The organism is Lacrimispora amygdalina, assembly GCF_900205965.1.
GTDB lineage: Bacteria > Bacillota > Clostridia > Lachnospirales > Lachnospiraceae > Lacrimispora > Lacrimispora amygdalina_A.
Genome location: NZ_OAOF01000080.1, coordinates 1 through 804, shown reverse-complemented (window position 1 = coordinate 804; position 804 = coordinate 1). Strand labels below are relative to the sequence as shown.

The following is an 804-nucleotide window of genomic DNA, read 5'->3' as shown; positions in this document are numbered from 1 at the left end:
AGAACTATTACCTGATTGACACTAAGACAATTATATCATGGGCTTAACTAAGCCTATTGAACAAAATTAATTAAGTTATCAAGGTACATTTATGTATCTTAAAAATATTATACGAGGAGGTGTAAGAAATGATTAATCCCGAAAAAACAATTGGTAATCTGATTGATAAACAAAATGTTTCATTTATAAGCTCTGTTGATTGTATGGGGTTCCCCAATACGAAAGCGATGCTTCCACCCAGAAAGAGAGAGGGTATAAAAACGTTTTATTTTACAACAAATACATCTTCAATGAGAGTGGGTCAATACAAAGATAACGAAAACGCATGTATCTATTTCTGTGACAAGCGTTTTTTCCGGGGAGTAATGCTTAGAGGCACCATGGAAGTTTTGGAAGATGAAGCGAGCAGGCAGATGATATGGCGTAATGGAGATACAATGTATTATCCCCAGGGCGTTAATGATCCTGACTACTGTGTATTGAAGTTTACAGCATTAGACGGACGGTATTATAGTAATTTCCATTCAGAAGTATTTAATATTGACGAACCGTTAAGAGAACAATTGTCTGAATCAAAATAGACGACTGTTTATATAGAAGAATCCAGCCGGCAACCGAGGTTTTTCCATGTTTAAAATGAACTTTCCGGTACCTCAGAAAAAAATAAAATTTAAAATATAAAAACTGTTGACTTTTGTCGAAAGCTTTGGTATGATATACCTCGCCGCTGAAAACGGCGGCAAACTTCTTCCAAAAACACATCGATGACCGATGAGAAAAGTTTTGAAGAAAATGAAAAAAATG

General features: G+C 35.1%; 1 protein-coding gene. It reads left to right on the top strand.

The features are described 5' to 3' along the window. Window positions 1–128 precede the first annotated feature (128 nt). A complete protein-coding gene (locus CRO04_RS25760; protein ID WP_097007070.1) occupies window positions 129–581 on the top strand; it encodes a pyridoxamine 5'-phosphate oxidase family protein in 453 nt (150 codons plus the stop codon). Window positions 582–804 lie beyond the last annotated feature (223 nt).

Excerpts from the sequence above, each read along its gene's own strand:
- CRO04_RS25760 (WP_097007070.1), top strand. The coding sequence starts at position 129 with ATGATTAATCCCGAAAAAACAATTGGTAATCTGATTGATAAACAAAAT.